This is a genomic window from Thermus sp., from assembly GCF_056332225.1.
Map to the genome: position 1 here is coordinate 1 of NZ_JBWGQW010000059.1, position 7,838 is coordinate 7,838.

General features: G+C 69.5%; 9 protein-coding genes and 3 tRNA genes. 3 read left to right on the forward strand and 9 right to left on the reverse strand.

From position 1 onward, the window contains the following. Positions 1 to 303 (forward strand): SIS domain-containing protein (locus AC01Y6_RS08900; RefSeq protein ID WP_476671177.1); only part of this gene is annotated, 303 nt, incomplete at its 5' end. Positions 304 to 306: 3 nt separating this feature from the next. On the opposite strand, the gene AC01Y6_RS08905 is transcribed toward AC01Y6_RS08900, so the two are convergent. From AC01Y6_RS08905 to AC01Y6_RS08930, 6 genes are all read right to left on the reverse strand, one after another. Next, positions 307 to 1,869, reverse strand: coding sequence for an HD domain-containing phosphohydrolase (locus AC01Y6_RS08905; protein WP_476671178.1), 1,563 nt, complete (start codon positions 1,867 to 1,869; stop codon positions 307 to 309). A gap of 7 nt (positions 1,870 to 1,876) precedes the next feature. Further along, positions 1,877 to 2,011 carry a hypothetical protein gene (locus AC01Y6_RS08910; RefSeq protein WP_476671180.1) on the reverse strand — a complete coding sequence of 45 codons (135 nt, stop codon included), beginning with the start codon at positions 2,009 to 2,011 and terminating at the stop codon, positions 1,877 to 1,879. Positions 2,012 to 2,014: 3 nt separating this feature from the next. Beyond that, entirely contained in the window at positions 2,015 to 2,992 is a 978-nt protein-coding gene (gene trxB, locus AC01Y6_RS08915; protein WP_476671182.1) for a thioredoxin-disulfide reductase, read from the reverse strand. A 118-nt stretch (positions 2,993 to 3,110) separates the two neighbouring features. Then, positions 3,111 to 3,186: transfer RNA gene (locus AC01Y6_RS08920), tRNA-Glu, on the reverse strand. 20 nt (positions 3,187 to 3,206) lie between these two features. Beyond that, a tRNA-Glu gene (locus AC01Y6_RS08925) sits at positions 3,207 to 3,281 on the reverse strand. A gap of 6 nt (positions 3,282 to 3,287) precedes the next feature. Then, positions 3,288 to 3,361 (reverse strand) — tRNA-Gln (locus tag AC01Y6_RS08930). 71 nt (positions 3,362 to 3,432) lie between these two features. Between AC01Y6_RS08930 and AC01Y6_RS08935 the strand changes: the two genes are divergently transcribed. Together AC01Y6_RS08935 and AC01Y6_RS08940 are read left to right on the forward strand one after the other, a co-directional pair. Further along, positions 3,433 to 4,029 carry a hypothetical protein gene (locus AC01Y6_RS08935; protein WP_347241118.1) on the forward strand — a complete coding sequence of 199 codons (597 nt, stop codon included), beginning with the start codon at positions 3,433 to 3,435 and terminating at the stop codon, positions 4,027 to 4,029. After that, positions 4,026 to 5,708, forward strand: a complete 1,683-nt coding sequence (locus tag AC01Y6_RS08940) for a hypothetical protein (RefSeq protein WP_476671184.1) — start codon at positions 4,026 to 4,028, stop codon at positions 5,706 to 5,708. Before AC01Y6_RS08935 ends, AC01Y6_RS08940 begins: the two co-directional genes overlap by 4 nt. Positions 5,709 to 5,757: 49 nt before the next feature. Here AC01Y6_RS08940 and fmt read toward each other — a convergent pair whose 3' ends face one another. The 3 genes from fmt to AC01Y6_RS08955 form a co-directional block, all read right to left on the reverse strand. Continuing rightward, on the reverse strand, positions 5,758 to 6,672 hold the full coding sequence (gene fmt / locus AC01Y6_RS08945; RefSeq protein WP_476671186.1) for a methionyl-tRNA formyltransferase: 915 nt from the start codon (positions 6,670 to 6,672) through the stop codon (positions 5,758 to 5,760). Next, positions 6,669 to 7,244 carry a peptide deformylase gene (def, locus tag AC01Y6_RS08950; RefSeq protein ID WP_347241122.1) on the reverse strand — a complete coding sequence of 192 codons (576 nt, stop codon included), beginning with the start codon at positions 7,242 to 7,244 and terminating at the stop codon, positions 6,669 to 6,671. Before def ends, fmt begins: the two co-directional genes overlap by 4 nt. A gap of 5 nt (positions 7,245 to 7,249) precedes the next feature. Beyond that, positions 7,250 to 7,838, reverse strand: a 589-nt coding sequence (locus AC01Y6_RS08955) for a YbbR-like domain-containing protein (RefSeq protein WP_476671188.1), incomplete at its 5' end; no start/stop codon positions are given.

Below are 7,838 nucleotides of genomic sequence, written 5' to 3' on the forward strand. Positions count from 1 at the left end.
CTCATCGACGAGCACCTCCCCGTGGTGGTCCTGGCCACCCAGGGCCCCCTCTACGAGAAGACCCTCTCCAACATCCAGGAGGTGCGGGCCCGGGGGGGGAAGGTCATCGCCGTCGCCACCCAAGGGGACGAGGGGATCCGGAAGCTCGCCCAGGACGTGATCTACGTCCCCGAGGTCCACCCCCTCCTCGCCCCCATCGTGAGCGTGGTGCCCCTCCAGCTTCTGGCCTACGAGGTGGCGGTCCTCCTGGGCCGGGACGTGGACCAGCCCCGGAACCTGGCCAAGAGCGTCACGGTGGAGTAGCCCCTAGACCAGGCGGAGGAAGGCCTCCACCACCTTCGGGTCCAGGGTCTTTCCCGCCTGGGCCCGAAGCTCTTCCTTGGCCCGCTCCCGGGGCCAGGCGGGCTTGTAGGGGCGCTCGGAGACCAGGGCGTCCCACACGTCCACCACGGCGAAGATGCGGGCCTCGAGGGGGATCCCCTCCCCCTTGAGCCCCTTGGGGTAGCCGGAGCCATCAAAGCGCTCGTGGTGGTAGAGGACCACGTTCAGGGCCGTCTGGGGAAGGAAGGGGAGGCTTTTCAGGATCTCCAGCCCCACCTCGGGGTGGGTCTTCACCATGCGCCACTCCAGGGCGGTGAGGGCGGTGGGCTTCTTCAGCACCTCGTCGGGGAGAGCGAGCTTCCCCAGGTCGTGGAAGTAGGCCCCAAGGCGCAGGCCCTCGAGGTCGGGAAAGCCCAGCTCCCGCCCCAGGCGCACGGCGAGCTCCGCCACCCGCTCGGTGTGCCCTTGGGTCTCCAGGTCCCGGTACTCCAGGACCCGGGAGAGGGCCTTAAGGGCGGCCTCCCGGGCGAGGCGGAGGGCACGGAGCTGGAAGAGGCGCTCCAGGGCCTCTTCCAGCCTCTTCGCCACCACCAGGAGGAGGGCCTCGTCCTCCTTGCGGTAGGGCACCCGCTCCCCGAAGGAGCCCAGGGCCAGGACCCCGTAGCGCCTTCCATCGGGCTTCAAGGGAGCGAGGAGAACGGAGCGCAGACCCTGCTCGGCGAAGGGCTTCAAGGCCCCGGGAAAGCGGGCGTAGTCCTCCACGTACACCGGCCCCTCCCAGAGGCCGGGGTGGCCCAGGAGCTCCTGGCCGAAGCGGATGGGATGGGCCTCGTAGAGCCGGGGAAAGTCCTTCGGGTAGCGGCCCGCCATCACCGCCGGGCGCAGCGCTCCCTCCTGGAAGAGGTAAAGGGCCCCCCCGTGGTAGGGGGTGAGGCGGAGGAGGGCTTCCAGGGCTTTCCGGGCCATGACCTTGGGATTTCGGGAGGATTCCAAGGCAAGGAAAAGCTCCAGGAGGGTCTTATGGCGCTCCGCCTCCCGCCTCGCCTCCTCCAGGGCCTCGAGGCGGGAGAGGACCATCCCCGCCGCCTCCGCCAGGGCCTCAACACAGGGGCGCTCCTCGGGGAAAACCTCCTGTTCCTCCTGGGGGGCGCCCAGGGAGAGCACCCCCAGGGGCTTTCCCTCTGGGCTCATCAGGGGCACACCCAGATAGGCCCTGGGGCTCTCCAAGCCCGGGAGAAGGGCTGCCTCCGGATCCGGATCGGGGAGGAAAAGCGCCTTCCGCGATTCCAGGACCCGCCAGGGGAAGCCCTGGCCCCGCTTTAAGCGGAAGCCCACCCGGTCCGCGGCAGGCCCCACCGCCGCCACCAGCTCCAGAGCGTCCTCCTCCGGCCGGTAGCGGAAGAAGAGGACCGAGGCCGCCCGGGTGCTCTCCTTGGCCACCTTCACCACCTTCCGGAAGACCTCCTCCCGCCGGGTGAGGGGAGCGAGGAGGCGGAAAGCGCGGACCAGGGCCTCGAGGCGCCTTAGCTCCAGGGCCTCTGGCGTCATAACCCGTCTATTCTACCAACCCCACCCCCCGGGCAAGGGGACACGGGGCGAGGTTCGGGGGGCGGTCGTCCAGGGGAAGGTAGAGGAGCTTGGCGAAGCCTAAGCCCCCAAGGGCAAGCCCGAGGAGAACCCTCAGCAGCACGCCTCAGCCCCGCACCCGCTCGGCCTCCTCCGCCAGGTACCTCTCGGCCATCATGGCCGCCCGGGTGCCCGCCCCCACGCTGGTGGCGAGCTGGCGGTAGACGGGGTCGGCCACGTCCCCGGCGGCGAAGATGCCGGGGACCGAGGTGAAGACCTCGTCCCGCACCGCCACGTAGCCGTCGGGCCTGAGCTCCACCACCCCTTGGAGGAAGGCGGTGTTGGGCTCGTGGCCGATGAAGACGAAGACCCCGTCCGTGGGGTAGACGTACTCCTCCCCGGTCTTCAGGTTCCTAAGGCGCACCCCCGTCACCTGGTCCTCTCCCAGGACCTCGGTGACCACGTGGGAGAGGAGGAAGCGCATCCTGGGGTTCTGGAAGGCGCGGTTCTGGGCCACCTTGTTGGCCCGAAGCTCGTCCCGGCGGTGGACCAAGGTGACCTTTTTGGCGAACTTGGTGAGGTAAAGCCCCTCCTCCACGGCGGCGTCCCCTCCGCCCACCACCACCACCTCCTTCTCCCGGTAGAAGAAGGCGTCGCAGGTGGCGCAGGTGGAAACGCCCCTCCCGTAGAAGCGGTCTTCCCCCGGTACCCCGAGCCTCCTGGGGTTGGCCCCGGTGGCGATGATGACGGCCCGGGCGGGGTAGCTCCGCTCAAACCCCCGCACCAGGAAGCCCTCTTCCGTCTTTTCGATCCCCAAGACCTCGTCCATGACGATGCGGGCCCCGAACTTCTCCGCCTGCTGGACCATGCGGCCCGCCAGCTCAGGCCCGGAGATGCCCTCGGGGAAGCCGGGGTAGTTCTCCACCTCCTCCGTCTGGGCGATCTGCCCCCCAGGGAGGCCCTTTTCCACGATGACCGTCTTGAGGCCGCCCCGGCCCGCGTAGATGCCGGCGGTAAGCCCGGCGGGCCCCCCGCCGACGATGACCACGTCGTACCGCTCCTCTTGAGCGCCGCTTCCCGCAAGCCCCGTAAGGGTGAACTCCATGGACACCTCCCTAAGCACCACCCTACACCCCCACATACCTAGTGGGGGTATACAGCGCTTCCCAGTTTGCGGGGGGGAAAAGGCCCTGTCAAGATAAGGAAGGCCCTCCGAGGCGCCTTGGTGACCCCAGGGGGATTCGAACCCCCGTCTCGGCCTTGAGAGGGCCGTGTCCTAGGCCTCTAGACGATGGGGCCGCGCGCGGCTCGGAGAGCTTTGGTGACCCCAGGGGGACTCGAACCCCCGCCGCCGCCTTGAAAGGGCGGTGACCTAACCGCTAGTCGATGGGGCCAAAGGTTGGCTGGGGTGCGTGGACTCGAACCACGACCGGCGGATCCAGAGTCCGCTGTCCTGCCGTTAGACGACACCCCAGCGAAAGCGCCCGAACCCTCGGGCAGAGGTTATGGTACACTCTGAGGGGCGGATTGGCAAGCCCCTCGGCCATGGAAGAAAGCCTTTTGCAAGTCCTAAGCCAGTACGTTTCCCATCGGGCCGCGGAAAACCTTTTGCACAAGGCCCTGGCCCAAGGTAGACCCGCCCACCCCGGGGAGTGGGCCAGGCTCGCCGAGGAAGTGGTCTGGCCCGAGCTCAAGCGGCTTCTGCCCTTCCAGGAGATGCCCCCGGAGCTCAAGGCCTGGGTGCGGGGGCTCAAGGCCCTGGCTCCCCCCGAGCCGGAGGCCGAGGAGGAAGAGGAAGGGGAGGCCACCCTTTTGGAGGCCGTGGACCTCGAGGACCCCGCCTCCCGGGCCCACCTGGCCCAGCGCCTGGCCCGCCTCGAGGGGGTGGTCGGGGTGGTGGTGGCCGGGGAAAGCGGCAGGGAGGAACTCTTCGCGGGGGAGCCCGTCTCCTTGGACCCAGTCCACCTCCTCCTGAGGCGGCAGGGGTACCGCACCTTCTATGCGGTCCTCGGGGAAGGCCTGGTGGCCCTGCGCGCCCTAGGCCAGGGGTATGTGGGGGTCGCTGCGCGCAAGGAGACCAACGTGGGCCGCCTCCTGCACGGGCTCAGGCGGCTTGCGAACGCGACGGAGGTGGAAGGATGAAGAGGTGGCTTTTCCTGGCGGCGCTTTTCGGCTTAGCCCTGGCCGCACCCCTACCCCAGGTGTACGACCGCCTGGAGCGGGCGCTGGCCCAGGTGCGCCTGGACAACCCCACCCAGGCCCTGGCGGCCTTGGACCAGGCCCAAGGCCTTCTGCGCCAGGAGGCGGAAGGCCTGCCCCCGGTCCTCCGCGACGCGGCGCTAAGCAACCTCCAGGAGGCCCGCCAGGCGGTGCTTCGCAAAAGCGCGGCGGACCTCGAGGCCCGCTTCATCCTGGTCCGCCATCTCTTGGCCAAAGGGCTCTATGACGGCTACTTCCAGGCCCCTCCCCCGGAAAAGGCCGCCTACCTCGCCCGCCTGGTTCGGGCCACGGGGCTCGGCCAAGAGGTGGTGCAGGAGGTGGCGGGGCTTCCTCCTGAGGAAACCAGGCGGCGCCTCGAGGGGCGCTTCCTTCAGCTCCTCGCCCAAGACCTCAGCCAGGCCCTCTCCGCCACCTCGCGCCCCCAGGCCTACCTGGCCCTGGCCCGGGGCTACGCCCGCTACCTGGTGGTCCAGGACAGCCCGGAGAGCACCCTAAGGGCCCAGGACTTTGTCCAGGCCCTGGCCAAGGTCTCGGGGGGAGAGGCCTTCCGGGACGAAGTCCAGGAGTTGCAGAAGAAGGTGGCCGCCTGGCGAAAGGCCCTGGCGGGGCAGGGGGAAACCATGCCCCCCGCCACCGCCGCCCCCGCCCCAAGCCGCCCCTCCCCCTCCCCGCCTCCCCCCCCTGCCACCCCCATCCCAAAGCCCCCCGTGGCCTCCCCGGCCAGCCCTGGGCCGGGAGAAGCCTCCGTAGAAACCTTTTACGTTCCCCCTTGGATGGACCCCGCCACCGCCCAGGCGGTAAGGATCCTGGCCCACGCCCTGGGATACCAGTACAACTTTGAGCTACTGGAGGCGCTTCAAGAGGTGCAAAACGAGGTGGGTCTGGCGGTGGCCGCTCTGGGCCAGGGGAACGCCAACCGGGGACGGTACCACCTGAAACGGGCCTTTTTGCGGTTCCTCGCCGGGGTAGAGCCCGTCTTTTCCCATGTGGACCCTGCCCTGACGGAAAGGATATCCCGGGGGCTTGCCCACCTCTCCACGGCCACGGGGTTGCGCACCCTGGACGCCCTGACCCTCTACGAGGCCCTGGAGGAACTCCGCCAGCGCTTCAGCCAGGGCCCCCGGGCCAACCCCTGGCTGGACCTCAAACTGGCCCTGGTCCAGACGGCAGGCATCCCCCGGGCGGTCTTTTTCCTCCTGGCCGCGGCCTTGGCCTTCTTTCCCCTCTACCTCATCCGCCTCACCTTTGGCGGGCGCAACGTCTACTGGAACCTTCTGGGCCTGGCCTTTCTTTTCCTTTTTCTGCCGATCCTTGCGGAAGGGCTTTCCTACTTTGGCTCCCTCATGGCCGACTACGGCAACCTCCCCCTCCTCGCGGCCCTGAGCAGCCTGTCCATCGGGCAGGGGCTCGTGCCTTACCTGGCCTGGGGCCTCACCGTCTTCCTGGTGGTGGCCCTGGCGGGGGCGGGGCTTAGGGGCATCGCCGCCCAGTTCGGCCTCCTGAAGGAGCGGGGAGCCGAGGTGACCGCCACGGGGACGGAAGCAAGGCCCGCCACCACCCTCACCAGGGAGACCATCGTGGAGTGGGACGAGGAGTTCTAAGTGCCCCGCCGCGGCGGGGGCCCCGGTAACCTTGGCCGGGATGCGGGGGCTACTCCAGGCGGGTCCCCGGCCCCACCCCGTGCCCCCGGGCCCAGTCCGCGGCGGGCATGGGGCGCTTGCCCTCGGGCTGGACCTCGAGGAGGCGGATGAGCCCCTCCCCCGTGCCCACCAGGACCCCCTCCCGGTCCACCGCCTGCACTACCCCCGGGGTCCCTTGGCCGGGCTCAGGGCGCATCCTCAAGACCTTCACCCTCTTGCCCCCGTGGAAGAAGAAGCTCCCGGGCCAGGGCTGCACCCCCCGGTGGCGGTTGAAGATGGCCTCGGCGCTTTCCCCGAAGCGCACCCTTCCCTCCTCCTTGGTGAGGAGGGGAGCGTAGCTGGCCTCCCCTTCCTGGGGGACGGGGACGAGGTGGGGAAGCCCCTCCAGCACCTCTAGGAGGAGTTCTATCCCCTTGTCCCGGAGCCTCTCGGCGAGGGCCACCGCGTCCTCCTCGGGGAGGATCTCCGTGCGCCAGACGGCGTAAAGCGGCCCGGTGTCCAAGCCCTCCTCCGTCTTCATGATGGAAACCCCCGTCTCCCGCTCCCCGCGGATGAGGGCCCACTGCACGGGAGCGGGCCCCCGGTACTTGGGAAGGAGGGAGGGGTGGAGGTTGAGGAAACCATAGGGGGGCACCTCCAGGGCCTCCTTGGGCAGGACCTTGCCGTAGGCGGCGGTGACGGCCACCTGCGGGGCCGCCTCCTTAAAGGCCTCCAGGAACTCCCGGTTGCCCTTAAGCCTCTCCGGCTTGAGCACGGGAAGGCCCTGGGCCTCGGCGTAGCGGGCCACGGGGCTCGGGGTGGGCTTCAGGCCCCTTCCTTGGGGCTTGTCGGGCTGGGTCACCACGAGGACCACCGGGTGGCGGCGGTTCAAGGCCTCCAGGACCGGAACCGCCCAGGAGGGCGTGCCGAAGAAGGCCACCCTCATCCCCGGGAAAGCTCCTTGAGGAAAGCCCGGGCCTCCTTCTGGAAGCGGGCGAGCTCGGCGCGGTTCTCCTCCAGGAAGGCCTCCCGCTTGGGCTTGGGCAGGCGCTCAAAGAAGAGGATCCCGTCCAGGTGGTCTATCTCGTGCTGGAAGACCCGGGCCAGGTAGCCCTCGAGCTCCAGGGTTCTCGGGGCGCCCTCCTCGTCCTGGTAGCTCACCCGGATGCGCTCGGCCCGGGGCACCTCCTCGGAGTAGAGGCCGGGCAAGGAAAGGCACCCCTCGGTGCCCTCCAAAAGGCCCTCCCGGTGGGTGATGACGGGGTTCGCCACCACAAACACCCGGCGCACCAGGTCGCGGAGGGGCCTTTCCTCCCCTTCGGGCTCGTCGGCGTACTCCACGGCCACGAAAAGCCTCTGGGAAAGCCCGATCTGGGGGGCGGCGAGCCCCACCCCCCGGGCCTCAAACATGGTTTCCAGCATGTCCTCGGCGAGCCTTTTCAGCCCGGAAAAGTCCTGCACCGGGCGGGCCTTTCTGCGTAGCACCGGGTCCCCGTAAAGGCGGATGGGGTAGATCATCCCACCTATTGTAGCCCAAGGCGCACCCTTCCCCAAACCTGGCCCAGGGGGCGCACCCCCGGGGGGAGGTCCAGAACCCAGGGGCCCGCCACCTCCCCTGGGCGGAAGCCCCCCTGGGGCCTGGCCTCCACCGCCTCCAGGCCCTCCAGGGCCTTCTTGGGCCCTACCACCTCCAGGGCCTTAGGGGTGTACTCCAGGACCTTGAGGCCCGGAGGAGGCTTCAGCACCAGGGCCACCTCCTTGCGGAAAAGGGCCTCCTCCCGGGCCACCACCTTCACCCTCGAGGGGGAGACCTCCACCCCAGGAAGGGGGCCTTCGGGCCCGAAGGCGGTGAGGGCCACCTCCCCCGTGCCCAGGTCTATCCCCAAGGCGCTCACCGCCACCTCCACCTGGCTCCTCGGGCCCTTGGCCTCCACCCGGTCGGGCTCGGTGCGCACCCAAGCCCCCTGGGCGTAGACCTCCACGGGCAGGGTGCGGGTAAGGAGGGCTTCTACCCTCCCCTCCACCCGGGCCGGGCGCACCTCCAGCACCTCCACCCCCTGGGGCACGGTCACCTGCACCTCCCGGGCAAAGGGCCCTTCCACCCCGGAAAGG

Coding starts and splice junctions, on each gene's coding strand:
- AC01Y6_RS08905 (WP_476671178.1), bottom strand. CDS start 1,869: ATGACGCCAGAGGCCCTGGAGCTAAGGCGCCTCGAGGCCCTGGTCCGC.
- trxB (WP_476671182.1), bottom strand. CDS start 2,992: ATGGAGTTCACCCTTACGGGGCTTGCGGGAAGCGGCGCTCAAGAGGAG.
- AC01Y6_RS08935 (WP_347241118.1), top strand. CDS start 3,433: ATGGAAGAAAGCCTTTTGCAAGTCCTAAGCCAGTACGTTTCCCATCGG.
- AC01Y6_RS08940 (WP_476671184.1), top strand. CDS start 4,026: ATGAAGAGGTGGCTTTTCCTGGCGGCGCTTTTCGGCTTAGCCCTGGCC.
- fmt (WP_476671186.1), bottom strand. CDS start 6,672: ATGAGGGTGGCCTTCTTCGGCACGCCCTCCTGGGCGGTTCCGGTCCTG.
- def (WP_347241122.1), bottom strand. CDS start 7,244: ATGATCTACCCCATCCGCCTTTACGGGGACCCGGTGCTACGCAGAAAG.